Source organism: Kitasatospora sp. NPDC101108 (assembly GCF_055584725.1).
On record NZ_JBVJLM010000002.1, the window covers coordinates 271,703 to 285,303 of the forward strand.

Genomic DNA, 13,601 nt, shown 5'->3' on the forward strand with positions numbered 1-13,601 from the left:
CGCTCACGGCTTCCACTCGACGGGCAGGTTCGGTGCCGGGCTCCCGCTCGGCGGGACCTGCATGGTCTTCAGGGTGAACTCCATCACCTGCTTGAACACCGGGCCGCACAGCTGGCCGCCGAAGTGGCCGTTGACCGGGCCCTGGAGGGTACAGGAGACGGTGTAGCGGGGGGCGTCGGCCGGGGCGAAGCCGATGAAGGAGGCGGTGTAGCCGTCGTAGCCCTTGCCGTCGGCGGCCCCCCGGTTGGCCGTGCCGGTCTTGCCGGCGACCCGGTAGCCGGGGATGGCGGCCTTGCCGCCGGTGCCCTGCTCGTCGTCGATGACCGACTCCAGCATCGAGGTGAGGGTCTTCGCGGTCTGCTCGCTGACCACCCGGGTCTGCTCGCCGGGCGGGGTCGCGGTGTACTTGCCGTCCGGCCCGGTGATGCCCTGGACGATGCTGGGCGCGACCCGGACCCCGCCGTTGGCGATGGTCGAGTACACCGAGGTGGCCTGCAGCGCGTTCATCTGCAGCGGGCCCTGGCCGAAGGCGATGTTGTACTTCTCCGAGGCGACCAGGTCCTCCGGCTTCTTGAGCTTGCCCGGGGTCTCCCCGGGGAAGTTGAGGCCGGTCGGCTGGGCCACCCCGAACTTGCGCATGTAGCCGTCCAGGATCTGGTTGGCCTTCAGCTGGTCGCCGTCGCCGAGGGTCTCGACGGCCTCGATGGTGCCGATGTTGGAGGACTTGGCGAGCACCCCGGCGAGGGTCAGGTACCAGTCGCCGTGCTCGACGTCGTCCTTGAACTGCTGCCCGGCCCGGACCAGCCGGTTGGGCACGGTGACCCTGGTGTCCCAGTTGGCCTTGCCCGAGTCCAGGACGGCGGCCAGGCTCATCAGCTTGGCGGTGCTGCCCGGCTCGTAGGCGTCCACCAGGGCCGGGTTGCCCATCTGGGACTGTTTGGCGAGGCTCAGGTCGTTGGGGTTGAAGCCGGGCGAGCTGGCCATCGCGATGACCTGGCCGGTCTTCACGTCCTGGACGACGACGTAGCCCTTCTCCGCGCCGGAGTTGGCCACCTGGTCGGTGATCGCCCGCTGGGCCGCCCACTGGACGTCCCGGTTGATGGTCAGCTTGATGTCGCTGCCGGGCACGGCCGGATCCATCGAGCCGCCGGCGGTGGGCACCAGCCGGCCGCCCGCCTGGGCGTAGCTGCTGTGGCCGTCCTTGCCGGCCAGCTGCTTCTGGTACTGCAGTTCCAGCCCGCCGGCGCCCTCGCCCTCGCCGTTGACGAAGCCGACCAGGTTCGCGGCCAGCCCGTCGGCCGGGTAGATCCGCTTCTGGGTCTCCCGGTTGAACACCCCGGCCAGCGGGTTGGCGCACTCGTTGTCCACCCGGGTGCGGCCGCCCTGGTCGGCGGGCTTGCCGAGCAGCTTCTTCTGCGCCTGGCAGGCACGCGAGCCGGCCTGCTTCTCCAGGCTCGACTTGAGGTCGCTGATCTGGTTCTTGGCGGCCGGGGTCTGCTGGGTGGCGAGCCGCTTGTAGCGGGTCTTGGGCGTGTGGAGGTCGGCGGCGATCCTGTCCTTGGGCACGCCGATGATCGGCGACAGCAGCGCGGCCGCCTGCTCCGGCGCGTCCGGGATGCCGGTCGCCTCGGGGGTGAACATCGCCGGGTCGGCGGTGATGTCGTACGCGTCCACGGTGGCGGCCAGCGCCACGCCGTCGGAGGACGTTATCGAGCCGCGCTCGGCGGTGATCGGGACGTTCTGGTAGCGGTTGGTGTTCGCGTCGGCGGCCAGCGCGTCGGCGTCCACCAGCTGGAGCTGCACCAGGCGCCCGGCGAAGACCGAGAACACCAGCGACAGCGCCACCGTGATCACCCGCAGCCGGCGCTTCGGCTCGGCCAGCTTCAGCGCACTGGGGCGCTGCGGCGGCCGGGACTTCGGGCGCGGCCGCACCGCCGCCTGGCCACGGGTCGGCGGACGGCCCTCCGGGCGGCGCTGCTGCGGCGCGCGCGGGGTGCGGCCCGCGGCGGCGCTCTTGGCGGGCTGCGCCTTGGCCGACTGGCTCCGCACGGGCTGGGCCTTCGCGGGCTGGGGCTTCGCGGGCTGGCTCTTCGGGGCCTGGCCCTTGGCGGCCTGGCCCTTGGCGGCCTGGCCCTTGGCCGGCTGCCCCTTCGCGGGCTGGCCGCGCCCCGCGACGGGTCTGGCCGCTCCGGTGCGCGGCGGCTGCCGACGGCCGGAGCCCGAACCGGAACCGGACGGCTGACGGGGCGTCGTCATCGGGTACCACCCCCGTGCTGGGCCGGCGCGGGCGACACCGGGTTGAGCTGGATCACCGAGTCACCGGCCGAGGCCGCCGGGGTCGGCGGCGCGGGCGCCTGGCCGGTCGGCTGTGCCGACGGCTGGGCGCTCGGTGAGCTGCTCGGCTGGGCCGAGGGCTGGGCCTGGGCCGGTCTCCGGTCCCCCGGCGTGGGCTTCGACGGCCACGGATCGACCGTCGACTTCTTCACCGGCGGGCTGTCCTGGGCCGGGCCGGGCGTGCCGGTCACCCTGCCGCCGTTCGGCACGTCCAGGAAGGCCATCCCGCCGGCCGGGACCATGCCCAGCTCGCCGGCCCGCTTGGCCAGCGCGTCGGGGGCCGAGCTCTGGTCGATTTCGAGCTGGAGGCTCTGCTGCTCGTCGGTCGCCTTGGTGGTCTGCTTCTGCAGCCGGGACAGCTCGAAGGAGCCCTCGTTGAGGGCCGTGTTCAGCGCCAGCAGTCCGAGCAGCCCCGCCGCCAGCAGCACCACCACGAGCACCGCGAACGGCGTGCGCCCCCGCACGGGGCGCCGCCCCGGCCGGACCGTGATCCGCGCCCTGCCCTGCCCGGGGAGTCCTCCCCGCCCCGCCCGGACCTCACCGGCCACCGGCCCCACCGCTCTCCTCCGCCCTTCGGACCCCGCCGGAGCCGATCCTCAGCCCCGCTTGCTTCGGTCCCTGATCCTCTCCGCCACCCGCAGCCGCACGGGCGCGGCGCGCCGGTTCTCCTCGATCTCCTCCTCGGTGGCCTGCTCGGCACCGCGGGTGATCAGTTTGAGCCAGGGCTGGTGCTCCTCCGGGATGATCGGGAGCCCCGGCGGGGCGGTGCTGGTCGCCCCGGCGGCGAAGTACTGCTTCACCAGCCGGTCCTCCAGCGACTGGTACGACATCACCACCATCCGGCCGCCGAGCGCGAGGACGTCCAGCGCCCCCGGGATCGCCCGGTCCAGGACCTCCAGCTCGCCGTTGACCTCGATCCGCAGCGCCTGGAAGGTCCGCTTGGCCGGGTTCCCGCCGGTCCGGCGGGTCGCCGCCGGAATGGCGTTGCGCACCAACTCGACCAGACGCGCGCTGTTGGTGAACGGTTCCTTCTCCCGCTCCCGCACGATGACCGAGGCGATCTTGCCGGCGAACCGCTCCTCGCCGTACACCTTGAGGATCCGGGCCAGGTCACCGTGGCTGTAGGTGTTGAGCACCTCCGCCGCGCTGATCCCCCGGGTCTGGTCCATCCGCATGTCCAGCGGGGCGTCCTGGGCGTAGGCGAAGCCGCGGTCGGCCTCGTCCAGCTGCATCGAGGAGACGCCGAGGTCGAACAGCACGCCGTCCACCCGGTCGATGCCCAGCCGCTCCAGCACCTCGGGGATCTCGTCGTACACGGCGTGCACCAGGGTGGCCCGGTCCCCGAACGGGGCCAGCCGCTCGCCGGACAGCTTCAGCGCCTGCGGGTCGCGGTCCACCGCGACCAGCCGGACCTCCGGGAACTGGGTCAGCAGCGCCTCGCTGTGGCCGCCGAGGCCGAGGGTGGCGTCCACCACCACGGCGCCGGGGCGCGAGATCGCCGGGGCCAACGCGTCCATGCACCGCTGCAGCATCACCGGAACGTGCTTGGGACCCGGTTCGTTGGTGGTCATGCGCGGTGGCGCCCTTCCTCGGTGCGGAGCAGCCCGTCGTCCGGGAGCTCCGACCATTCTCGCCCACCGCCCGCCCGCACGACGACGCGGCCCGTGGTCCCCGCCCGCTCAGGGGGAAGGTCGTGGCCGCCCGGCACCGGGGAAGGTGCGCCAGGTGAACACGGAGCGGGTGGAGGCCACGGGCCGCATCGGACGGGCCACACCGCCCGGCTGACGCCCGGTTGACGGGCTCCGGCGGGTGTGCTCAACGCGCCGCAACTCTATCGCGCGGGCCCTCCCAGTCAATGGCCCGCTCCGGCGCACCACCCGGGCGGCGGTACGGATCACCGCAGGTCGCGGCCGTCGGGGCGGTCCGGCGGGGCCGCCGGCCGGGGGCCCCCGGCGAGCGCCGCGCGCCCCGTCGAGCGACCGGGCACGAACCCACTCCGGGACCAGCCCGGACAAACCGTGCCGTTGTCGCTATGCGCTCGATCACAGCGACGCGTTCTGTAGCTCTCCGCCCCACCGCTCGGCCCCGGTTCGCACTAACGTCGCCCCCATGACAGTGACTCCCGACCGGCCCACGCCGAACGCCGCTGCCGACTCCCCGAGACCGACCATCATCGACCGCTTCGTCACGGCCAACCGCGAGTACGCGGTGACCTTCCGGGACGGCGGCATGGACGCCCGCCCCGTCCAGAAGATCGCCGTGGTGGCCTGCATGGACGCCCGCCTCGACCTCTTCGCGGCGCTCGGCCTCGAACTGGGTGACGCCCATGTCATCCGCAACGCCGGCGGCGTCGTCACCGACGACACCATCCGGTCCCTGACCATCAGCCAGCGCGCCCTGGGCACCCGCTCGGTCGCGCTGATCCACCACACCGGCTGCGGCCTGCTCGGGCTCACCGAGGACTTCCGCCGGGAACTGGAGCTGGAGGTCGGCCAGCGCCCGCAGTGGGCGGTGGAGTCCTTCGTCGACCTGGACGGCGACGTCCGCCAGTCCATGCAGCGGGTCCGCACCTCCCCCTTCCTGCTGCACACCGACGACGTCCGCGGCTTCGTCTTCGACGTCCACACCGGACTCCTGCGCGAGATCCGCTGACGGGCCCCCGGGCGGGCGGGTCACAGCCCCGCCCCGAGCGGAGGCGGGCGGGCGGGTCACAGCATTCAGCGACGGCCGAATGGTGACTTCCGGCCCCCGAACGGGGGAGAATGCGCCTGCCGGTCAGACCCCGAACCACCTGGGGTGGCCGGGCCGCAGGCCGCCAGCCCGACGCCGGATCCTCCATCGGAACCGCCTCCGGGGCGGTCGCGTCAAGCATGGGGTGGGGTCCGGCCTCGGGTGAGGCGGGCGCAGCGTGCCAGGGAGCGTAAACGGGTGACGAGCTACAGCGATCAGGCCGGTCTCGGCAGTCCTGCGGGGGGCGACCAGAGGGCGAACGGGTACCAGCGGATCGGGCTCGCCGAGCTCGCTGCGGTCGTGGACCGGGTCCGCGCCAACATCGAGAGCGTGATCGAGGGCAAGCCGGAGGCGGTCCGGATCGCCCTGACCGTGCTGCTCGCCGAGGGCCACCTGCTGCTGGAGGACGTGCCCGGCGTCGGCAAGACCATGCTGGCCAAGGCGCTCGCCCGGTCCGTGGACTGCACCGTGCGCCGCATCCAGTTCACCCCCGACCTGCTGCCCTCGGACGTCACCGGCACCAACATCTACGACCAGCAGCGGCACGACTTCGAGTTCCGCCCGGGCGCGATCTTCGCCCAGATCGTGGTCGGCGACGAGATCAACCGCGCCTCGCCCAAGACCCAGTCCGCGCTGCTGGAGTCCATGGAGGAGCGCCAGGTCACCATCGACGGCACCAGCTACGAGCTGCCCTCGCCGTTCATGGTGGTGGCCACCCAGAACCCGGTCGAGATGGAGGGCACCTACCCCCTCCCGGAGGCCCAGCGGGACCGCTTCATGGCCCGGATCTCGATCGGCTACCCCAGCCCCGAGGCCGAGTTCGCGATGCTCGACGTGCACGGCGGCACCAACCCGCTGGACGACCTCCAGCCGGTCGCGCACGCCGCCGACATCCTCAAGCTGGTCGACCTGGTCCGCACCGTGCACATCGCCGACCCGGTCCGCCGCTACGCCGTCGACCTGGTCGGCGCCACCCGCACCAGCCCCGAGCTGCGGCTGGGCGCCTCGCCGCGCGCCACCCTGCACCTGGTCCGGGCCGCCCGCGCCGCCGCCGCGCTGGACGGGCGGGACTACGTCACCCCGGACGACATCCAGCGCCTGGCCGTCCCGGTCCTGGCCCACCGCCTGATGCCGACCGCCGAGACCCAGCTCGGCCGCCGCAGCTCCGAGCAGATCGTGACCGACCTGGTCGCCCGGCTGCCGCTGCCGCGCCCGCAGGGCGGCCCGGCCGTCCGGAGGGGCTGAGGTGGCCCCATCCGACCGGTCCGGCGGACTGCGGGACGGACTGCGCGGCCTCACCACCCGGGGCCGCTCCTTCCTGGCGGCCGGGCTGACCGCGATGGTCTGCGCCTACGTGCTCGACCAGGACGCGCTGCTGCGGGTCGGCGTGCTGCTCGCCGCGCTGCCGCTGGCCGCCGCCCTGGTGGTCGCCAACACCCGCTACCGGGTGGCCAGCGGACGCCGGCTCAGCCCGCACCGGGCGATCGCCGGCCAGGAGGCCCGGGTCCACCTGCGGGTGGACAACGTCTCCCGGGTGCCCACCGGGCTGCTGCTCCTGGAGGACAAGGTCCCGTACGTGCTCGGGCCGCGCCCGCGCTTCGTGCTGGACCGGGTCGAGCCGCGCGGCTTCCGCGAGGTCTCCTACCGGGTCCGCTCCGACCTGCGCGGCCGCTACCCGCTCGGGCCGCTGCAGCTGCGGCTGTCCGACCCGTTCGGGATGTGCGAGGTCAACCGCGGCTTCGCCGCCTCCGACGTGCTCACCGTCGTCCCCCAGGTGCAGACGCTGCCGCAGGTACGGCTGACCGGCGAGTGGAACGGCCAGGGCGAGAACCACGCCCGTACGCTGGCGCTGGCCGGGGACGACGACGTGATCCTGCGCGAGTACCGCCCCGGCGACGATCTGCGCCGGGTGCACTGGCGCTCCACCGCCCGGTACGGCGAGCTGATGGTGCGCCGCGAGGAGCAGCCGCAGAAGGCCCGCGCCACCGTCCTGCTGGACACCCGCGAGGTGGGCCACCGGGGCAGCGGCCCGGCCTCCTCCTTCGAGTGGGCGGTCAGCTGCGCCGCGTCCGTCGCCGTGCACCTGCTGGAGCGCGGCTACCAGACCCAGCTGCTCACCGACACCGGTCAGTCGGTGCCCGGGCCCGGCGCCGGCGGGCAGAACCTCGCCGCCGACACCTCCGGGCTGATCCTGGACGCCCTGGCGATCGCCGACCTGTCCGACGGCGCCGGGCTCTCCCGCGCCGAGGAGCCGCTGCGGGCCGGCGGTGAGGGCCTGCTGGTCGCCGTCCTCGGCGACCTGGACCAGGCCCAGGCCGCCCGGCTGGGCCGGTTGCGCAGCCGCACCGGCGGGGCCATCGCCCTCCTCCTCGACACCGGCACCTGGACGGGCCTGCGGATGATCGCCCCCGACACCGGCGGCGACCCGTTCCGCGACCGGGTGCGGGAGCTACGCGCGGCCGGCTGGACGGTCCTGCCGGTCCGGGCCGGCGACTCCCTGCCGGACCTGTGGCGGGCCGCCGACGGCGCCAAGACCACCGCCCCCTACCGAGAAGAGGCCGGCGCGTGACCACCCGGGCCAAACTGACCGTCTACTCGGCGCTGGCCACCACCCTCGCCTCGCTGTGCATGCTGCCGCTGCTGACCACCCGCAGCTGGCTCACCCACGCCGTCCTGGTCGTCGGGGTGCTCTCGGCCGTCGGCGTGGGCATGCGCCGCTCCCCGCTGTACCGCTGGTCGGTGCCGGTGGCCCAGCTGCTGGTGCTGCTCCTGCTGATGCTGATCGGCTTCGCCGGCTCCGCGATGACCGCGGGCGTGCTGCCCGGGGCGAACGCGCTGCGCGTGCTGGGCCGGGTGTTCTCCTCCGGCATCGACGACATCGGGCAGTACGCCATCCCGGCCCCGCCGACGGCGGGCCTGCGGCTGATCCTGGTCTCGGCGGTCGGCCTGATCGCCGTACTGGTGGACACCATCGCGGTGACCTACCGGCGCGCGGCGCTGGCCGGGCTGCCGCTGCTGGCGCTGTTCTCGATCGGCAACGCCCTGGCCGCGGAGCACGGCAGCTGGGTCTGGTTCTGCCTCGCCGCGGCCGGCTACCTGGCGCTGCTGTTCGCCGAGGGCCAGGACCGGGTCTCCCGCTGGGGCCGGGTCTTCCGCGGCGGCGCGCGCGGCACGGTCACCTCCAACCGGATCAGCCTGGGCGGCCAGCAGGTCGGCGTCCTGGCGCTGGCGCTGGCGCTGCTGCTGCCGGTCTTCCTGCCGCGCTGGGACCTCGGCCTGCTGGACTCCGGCTCGGGCGGGTCGTCCGGCAGCGGCACCGGGGGCAGCGTGGCGACCAGCCTCGATCCGATGGTCAGCCTGGAGTCCGCGATCACCAAGCCGAGCAACAACGAGCTGCTCACCTACACCCTGGACAGCGACCTCGCCGACCAGACCTACCTGCGCACCGGCTCGCTGGACCAGTTCGACGGCACCAACTGGAAGCTCAGCAGCCCCGTGGTCCGCGACCTCCCGGTCACCCTGCCCTCCCCCGAGGGACTGCACGACCCCAACGTCCCCCGGATCAACGGCGAATTCCAGGTCAGCGACCAACTGGAGAAGAGCTGGCTGCCGATGCCGTACCCGGCCGCCTCGGTCACGCTCCCCAACCGCAACGAGTGGAAGCTCGACCCGATGACCGGCACCCTCTTGCCGGCCAACGACAAGGCCATCCGCGGGCTGCACTACCAGGTCAGCGCGCTGGACCTGCGGCCCACCGCCGACGAGCTGCGCACCGCGCCGCTCGCGCCCCAGGACGTCCGGGAGCACTACACGGCCCTCCCCTCCGACCTGCCGTCGGTGGTCGCGGACCAGGCCAGGTCGGTCACCGCCAACGCCCGCAACGACTACGACCGGGCGACGGCGCTGGTGAACTGGTTCACCAGCCCGCAGTTCAAGTACGACACCTCGGTCGAGGGCGGCACCGGCAGCAACGCGATCGCCGTCTTCCTGCGCGACCGCCGGGGCTTCTGCGTGCACTTCGCCTCCACCATGGCGGCGATGGCCCGGGTGCTGAAGATCCCCGCCCGGGTCGCGGTCGGCTTCACCCCCGGCGACAGCAAGGACGGCAAGAACTACTCGGTCACCGGCCGGATGTACCACGCCTGGCCCGAGCTGTACTTCTCCGGCTACGGCTGGATGCGCTTCGAACCGACCCCGAGCCGGGGCGTCCCGGCCCGCTACACCGAGGCGTCCAGCGTCCCGACCACGGCGCCCACCCAGCAGCCGACCGTCGCGGCGACCAGCGCGGCAGCCGCCCCGGCACCGTCCAGCAGCACGGACTGCACCGCCAAGCAGCGCCAGCTGGGCGACTGCGGTCCCAAGGGCAAGGTCGTCAGCCAGGCCGCCGAGGAGTCCTGGCTGCTGTCCGGTCAGGTGCTCGGCACCCTGGCCGTGGTGCTGGCACTGATCGCCCTGCTGCTCGTCCCGATGTTCTGGCGCACCGCCGTGCGCCGTCGCCGGCTCGGCGGCGGCGGGCGGCGCCGCCCCGGCGGGGACGGCCCGACCGAGCTCACCGACGCCCAGGTGCTGGCCGCCTGGGACGAGCTGATCGACTCCGCCTGGGACCTCGGAATTCCCCCGGACGAGTCACGCACCCCGCGCTCGGCCGCCCGCCGGATCACCGAGACGGCGCACCTGGACGCGGAGGCGGCGGCCGCCGCCGGGCGACTGGCGCTGGCCACCGAGCGCGTGCTCTACGCCCCGGCCGGTCAGGTCACCACGGCACCGCTGGCCGCCGACGTCCGCACCGCGCGGCGCGCCCTCCAGGCCGACGCCGGCCGACGCGGGCGGATCCGGGCGCTGCTGCTGCCGCCGTCCTCGGCCCAGCTGTGGTGGCGGATCGCCGACGCGGTGCGGTCGGCCCGGACGGCCGTCGCCACCCGCACCGGACGGGCCGTCGACGCGGTCACCGGCCCGGTCCGGCGGGTGTTCACCCGGCGTGAGCGGTCCGGCCCCGGGGCCTGACGGGACGTGCGAGAGCCGGGGCGGGCAGTCGATCGACTGCCCGCCCCGGCTCTCGTTCGCAACGGTCCTCGGTGGTCCCGACGTGGTCCCGGCGTGGTCCCGGGTCGGTCCCGGCCGGCTGTGTTCCGGCCCTGACCGGTACGGCTCAGAGGCCGCCGGTCTGCTCGTCCCGGCGTCGCTGCCAGCGCTGCTCCACCCGGTCCATCATCCCGGCCTTGCGGCGCGGGACGGCGGCCTGGCGGGGGCCGGAGCCCTGGCCCGCGGGCCCGCGGCGCCAGCCGGTCACGGCGAACACCGCGCACCCGAGCATCACCAGGAACCCCACGACGCTGACCCAGATCTGGTCCGGAACGACCATGCCGCCCATCAGCAGGCCGATCCCCACCACGAATCCGGCGACGGCCAGGTAGACCCGCCGACGGGTGTAGGTGCGCAGCCCGGTTCCCTCAAGCGCCGACGCGAATTTGGGATCTTCGGCATACAGCGCTCGCTCCATCTGGTCGAGCAGTCGCTGCTCGTGCTCCGAGAGCGGCACGGAGTCCTCCTACTCGTCGGTCGCGGGTGCGACCGGTCCGCCACCCCGGTCGGGGAGGCCAGTCCAATCAGCCTTGGGCACACGGTCGGACGCCCGTGTGGGGGACCCGGCCCGTGTCGTCCATATGCCCCACGCGTCCGGCTGTCATGCTTTCCGGCTTTACCCAGATCATACGGTCCGTGGGCCCGTAACGGAGTGGTCTGCGCCGCGTGGGCCGGGCCACTTCGGGCGGCCGGTACCGCACCCCGCTCAACGCCGGACGACTCGGACAAGTGCCCGAGCCGACGGAATCGGCCCGGACCTGGGGAGCTCGGCGAGCGCACCCGCGCGAGGAGCGGGGGACCGCCGGCCGTCCGGGAAGCGAGCCGCCGCCGTACGGCGTGCGAACCGTTCGGCGGCGGGCGGGGGATCCGGCGGCCTCAGACCAGGGTGGCCAGCAGGTGCAGCTGGGTGGCCACGGCGTGGAAGGCGGGCTGCGCGGCGGCGGCCTCCTCCAGCTTCAGCAGCGCCTCCATCGCGCCCGGCTCGGTGTCCACCAGGACCCCGGGCACCAGGTCGGCGAAGACCCGGACGCCGTGCACCGACTCCACCCGCAGGCCCGCGCCCTCGGCCAGCCGGCCCAGTTCCTCACCGGTGAAGCGGCGCGGCATCGGGTCCTGCTCGCCCCAGCGGCCGTCGACGGCGGAGAGCACCGCGCGGGCCTCGTTGAAGTGGCCGGCCAGCGCCCGGGCCAGCACCGCGCCGTTGCGGTTGGCGGCCAGCAGGCTGACCAGGCCGCCCTTGCGCAGGGTGGCGGCCAGGCTGCCCAGCGACTCGGCCGGGTCGTCCACGACCTCCAGCACGCCGTGGCAGAGCACCGCGTCCACGGTGCCGGGGGCGACCAGCTCGGGCAGCGTCTGGGTGTCGCCCTGGACGGCCCGGACCAGGTCCGTCACCCCGGCCTCGGCGGCCCGGCGCTCCAGCGCGAACAGCGCGTCCGGGCTCGGGTCGACCACGGTGACCCGGTGGCCGAGCTTGGCCACCGGCACGGCGAAGTTGCCGGTGCCGCCGCCGGTGTCGACCACGTCCAGCACCGGCTGGTCCAGCTCGGCGGCCCGCTTCTCCAGGGCTGTCCGCACCACCTCCCAGACCACGGCGGTACGCAGGGCGCTGCGGGGACGCGTCGGGTACAAGGCGGGGCTCCTCGGCACGTGCAGATCGATCAGGTTGCCTCCACCTTATGCCTGACCGGTGGCGGCTTCGCCCGCGCCGCCCGGCTCCCCGCCGTCGAGCGGCAGGCGGGGGGCGGGCGGGGCCGGGTGCAGGCCGAGCAGGCGCTCGACCAGGCGCAGGAACAGGGCCGAGTTGCGGATCAGGTCGTCCGCGTCGCGGGCCGAGGCGGCGCCCCGGATCCCGGCCTCGGCGGCGGCCCGGCGGCGGGCGCCGGCGCCGTAGTAGAGCGCCCATTCGGCCAGTTCGGGGGCCACCTCGGGCAGCACCTCCCAGGCGCTGCGGATGGCCTTGCGCCGCCGCGGGTTCTTCTCCGGCCGTCCGCGGACGGCCAGCACGGCCGCCACCGTGCGCAGGGCGGCCAGGTGGGCGGTGGCGTAGCGCTCCAGCGGGTCCTCCAGCGCGCGGGCGCGGGCCAGCGTGCGGTGGGCGTCGGCGAGCAGGTCGAGGGCGGCGGGCGGCGCGGCCGTCCGGCGCAGCACCGGGTGGACGTCCCGCCCGGCGGGGCGGCCAGCGGCGGCCCCGGGGACGTGCGGAAGGGCGGAGGAGTGGAGGCGGGCGGTGACGGGCTCAGGATGGCTGATGGTCATGGTCTCCCCCGTTCCGAGGCAGCGCGCGGACCGGGTGGTCCGTGCTCCCCCATCGTGAACCGCACCACTGACAATCCGGCCCCGGGCACGGGCGTGCCGGCGGCGGTCGCGGTCCCCCCGGTCCGCGCCGCCGCCGTCTGCCGTCGCCCCGCCCACCCCCCACCGGGCGGCGGTGGCGAACTCCCCCCGTTCTCCCCCGTTCGGTGGCCGGCCTCCCCCCGGCCCGCTCCGCCGCCCCGTGCCGGCGGTGCGGGGCCCGAGACCGGCGCCCGTTCGCGGGTCCCGGCCGCCGCCCCAGGCCCTCCCGGCCGGGGGACGGACGGATCCGCCACCCGGGAGGGCGGCGCCCGACGCGCCGTCCTCCCGGGTGCCACCACTCTCCCGTCCCAGCAGGTCGGAGGCCATCCGCTGACGTACTCAACCGCGGATCTGAGTACCCGTACTCAGTCGGTCCCGGTCCCGCCGGGCGCGGAACCGCGGCGGTGGCCCGCGACGTCCCGGGTCCCGGTACGGTACGGCGGGGCCGGGCGGTCCCGGCCGGGTCGGAGGACCCGGGAGAGCGAGGAGGGGGACGCGATGACGGTCCTGCCGCTGATCTTCACCAGCGGACTGGCCAGCGGCATCAACGCGTACGCGGTGGTGCTGCTGCTCGGCCTGCTGGGCCGGTTCGCCGGGGCGGAGTCGGTGCCGCACGCGCTGGAGCGCACCGACGTGCTGATCGCGGCGGCCGTGCTGTTCCTGCTGGAGGCGATCGCCGACAAGATCCCGTACGTGGACACCGTCTGGGACGCCGTGCACACCGTGATCCGGCCGATCGCCGGCGCCGTGGTCGGCGTGCTGATCGCGGGCAACGACCCGGGCTCGCTCAGCGAGGTCGCGGCGGGGGCGATGGGCGGCACCACCGCGCTGGTCACCCACCTGGTCAAGGCCTCGCTGCGGATGGCCGTCAACACCTCGCCCGAACCGGCCAGCAACATCGTGGTCAGCCTGCTGGAGGACCTCTCGGTGGCCGGCCTGGTCACCCTGGCGATCTTCCACCCGTGGGCGGCCGCCTCGATCGCCGCGGTGCTGCTGGCGATCGGTCTGCTGCTGGTCCGGCTGGTGATCAGCCGGATCCGGGCGTTCCGGGCCCGCCGCCGCGAGCGCAGGGCGGCCAGGGCGGCCGCCGAGGGGGCTTTCGCAGGTCGGGCCTAGGATCG

At 74.5% G+C, this 13,601-nt stretch carries 11 protein-coding genes; 5 read left to right on the plus strand and 6 right to left on the minus strand.

Annotated elements, in window-relative coordinates; all coding sequences use genetic code 11:
* Positions 1 to 3: 3 nt before the first annotated feature.
* The 3 genes from ACZ6Z8_RS06000 to rsmH form a co-directional block, all read right to left on the minus strand.
* Positions 4 to 2,256 (minus strand): peptidoglycan D,D-transpeptidase FtsI family protein, encoded by a 2,253-nt coding sequence (locus ACZ6Z8_RS06000; RefSeq protein WP_465606763.1) that lies wholly within the window; start codon positions 2,254 to 2,256, stop codon positions 4 to 6.
* Positions 2,253 to 2,798: a cell division protein FtsL gene (ftsL, locus tag ACZ6Z8_RS06005; RefSeq protein WP_465606764.1), complete on the minus strand. Its 546-nt coding sequence runs from the start codon at positions 2,796 to 2,798 to the stop codon at positions 2,253 to 2,255. Before ftsL ends, ACZ6Z8_RS06000 begins: the two co-directional genes overlap by 4 nt.
* Before the next feature lie 132 nt (positions 2,799 to 2,930).
* Positions 2,931 to 3,905: a 16S rRNA (cytosine(1402)-N(4))-methyltransferase RsmH gene (rsmH, locus tag ACZ6Z8_RS06010; RefSeq protein ID WP_465606766.1), complete on the minus strand. Its 975-nt coding sequence runs from the start codon at positions 3,903 to 3,905 to the stop codon at positions 2,931 to 2,933.
* A 538-nt stretch (positions 3,906 to 4,443) separates the two neighbouring features.
* On the opposite strand from rsmH, the gene ACZ6Z8_RS06015 reads away from it, so the two are divergent.
* From ACZ6Z8_RS06015 to ACZ6Z8_RS06030, 4 genes are all read left to right on the plus strand, one after another.
* Positions 4,444 to 4,986, plus strand: a complete 543-nt coding sequence (locus ACZ6Z8_RS06015) for a beta-class carbonic anhydrase (RefSeq protein WP_465606768.1) — start codon at positions 4,444 to 4,446, stop codon at positions 4,984 to 4,986.
* 351 nt (positions 4,987 to 5,337) lie between these two features.
* The gene (locus ACZ6Z8_RS06020) at positions 5,338 to 6,309 is read left to right on the plus strand and encodes an AAA family ATPase (protein ID WP_402816249.1); all 972 of its coding nucleotides are present in this window, start codon (positions 5,338 to 5,340) and stop codon (positions 6,307 to 6,309) included.
* 1 nt (position 6,310) lies between these two features.
* Entirely contained in the window at positions 6,311 to 7,633 is a 1,323-nt protein-coding gene (locus ACZ6Z8_RS06025; protein ID WP_465606769.1) for a DUF58 domain-containing protein, read from the plus strand.
* Positions 7,630 to 10,068: a transglutaminase TgpA family protein gene (locus ACZ6Z8_RS06030; protein ID WP_465606771.1), complete on the plus strand. Its 2,439-nt coding sequence runs from the start codon at positions 7,630 to 7,632 to the stop codon at positions 10,066 to 10,068. The genes ACZ6Z8_RS06025 and ACZ6Z8_RS06030 overlap by 4 nt, the downstream gene beginning before the upstream one ends.
* A 145-nt stretch (positions 10,069 to 10,213) precedes the next feature.
* On the opposite strand, the gene ACZ6Z8_RS06035 is transcribed toward ACZ6Z8_RS06030, so the two are convergent.
* The 3 genes from ACZ6Z8_RS06035 to ACZ6Z8_RS06045 form a co-directional block, all read right to left on the minus strand.
* On the minus strand, positions 10,214 to 10,603 hold the full coding sequence (locus ACZ6Z8_RS06035; RefSeq protein WP_465606773.1) for a DUF3040 domain-containing protein: 390 nt from the start codon (positions 10,601 to 10,603) through the stop codon (positions 10,214 to 10,216).
* A 419-nt stretch (positions 10,604 to 11,022) separates the two neighbouring features.
* Positions 11,023 to 11,775, minus strand: a complete 753-nt coding sequence (locus ACZ6Z8_RS06040) for a methyltransferase domain-containing protein (RefSeq protein WP_465606774.1) — start codon at positions 11,773 to 11,775, stop codon at positions 11,023 to 11,025.
* Between the two features lie 45 nt (positions 11,776 to 11,820).
* On the minus strand, positions 11,821 to 12,402 hold the full coding sequence (locus tag ACZ6Z8_RS06045) for an SAV_6107 family HEPN domain-containing protein (RefSeq protein WP_465606775.1): 582 nt from the start codon (positions 12,400 to 12,402) through the stop codon (positions 11,821 to 11,823).
* 576 nt (positions 12,403 to 12,978) lie between these two features.
* On the opposite strand from ACZ6Z8_RS06045, the gene ACZ6Z8_RS06050 reads away from it, so the two are divergent.
* Positions 12,979 to 13,596 carry a DUF4126 domain-containing protein gene (locus ACZ6Z8_RS06050; protein WP_465606777.1) on the plus strand — a complete coding sequence of 206 codons (618 nt, stop codon included), beginning with the start codon at positions 12,979 to 12,981 and terminating at the stop codon, positions 13,594 to 13,596.
* Positions 13,597 to 13,601 lie beyond the last annotated feature (5 nt).

What these genes read in the sequence shown, in the direction of transcription:
- ACZ6Z8_RS06000 (WP_465606763.1), bottom strand. Translation starts at nt 2,256, where the DNA reads ATGACGACGCCCCGTCAGCCGTCCGGTTCCGGTTCGGGCTCCGGCCGT.
- rsmH (WP_465606766.1), bottom strand. Translation starts at nt 3,905, where the DNA reads ATGACCACCAACGAACCGGGTCCCAAGCACGTTCCGGTGATGCTGCAG.
- ACZ6Z8_RS06015 (WP_465606768.1), top strand. Translation starts at nt 4,444, where the DNA reads ATGACAGTGACTCCCGACCGGCCCACGCCGAACGCCGCTGCCGACTCC.
- ACZ6Z8_RS06045 (WP_465606775.1), bottom strand. Translation starts at nt 12,402, where the DNA reads ATGACCATCAGCCATCCTGAGCCCGTCACCGCCCGCCTCCACTCCTCC.
- ACZ6Z8_RS06050 (WP_465606777.1), top strand. Translation starts at nt 12,979, where the DNA reads ATGACGGTCCTGCCGCTGATCTTCACCAGCGGACTGGCCAGCGGCATC.